Consider the following 409-nt stretch of genomic DNA (forward strand, 5'->3'; position numbering starts at 1 on the left):
ACAAGCAAGGGGACTGGCGCTCGAAAAGTCTCAAAGCGCTGACCGCTCTCCTGGATAAAGTGATCAATGCGCTACTCGATGATGCCACCTGCTCCACCATTCATAAATAACACTTCGGTGACCGAAACCTCTTCATCGGTAAATAACCAGTCGGCGCCCTTCCACTATGGGCGCCTTTTTTATCGCTCCGGGTCACTGATCGCTGCTCGAAGAACTTCTAAACCCCCTGGGGCTTTCCGCATTCAGCCTGACGGGTTTCGGCCCCCTGCTGCTGGCCGGCCCCTGGATGCCCCTCCCCTTGTCGGTGTTTTCTCGTCTGGTCCTCGTCCTGCTCGTCCTCCTCGGCGCCAGCGCCACCCTCTCCCGCCTGGCCTTGCTTCTTTTTCCGGCCCCTCTCTCAACCCCTCTG

1 pseudogene is annotated in these 409 nt (G+C 58.7%); it reads left to right on the forward strand.

The features are described from left to right. Positions 1–202 precede the first annotated feature (202 nt). A pseudogene (locus tag DNK59_RS32235) lies at positions 203–409 on the forward strand (amino acid ABC transporter permease); the annotation flags it as partial.

This window comes from Pseudomonas sp. TKO26 (assembly GCF_003225665.1).
Lineage (GTDB): Bacteria > Pseudomonadota > Gammaproteobacteria > Pseudomonadales > Pseudomonadaceae > Aquipseudomonas > Aquipseudomonas saponiphila.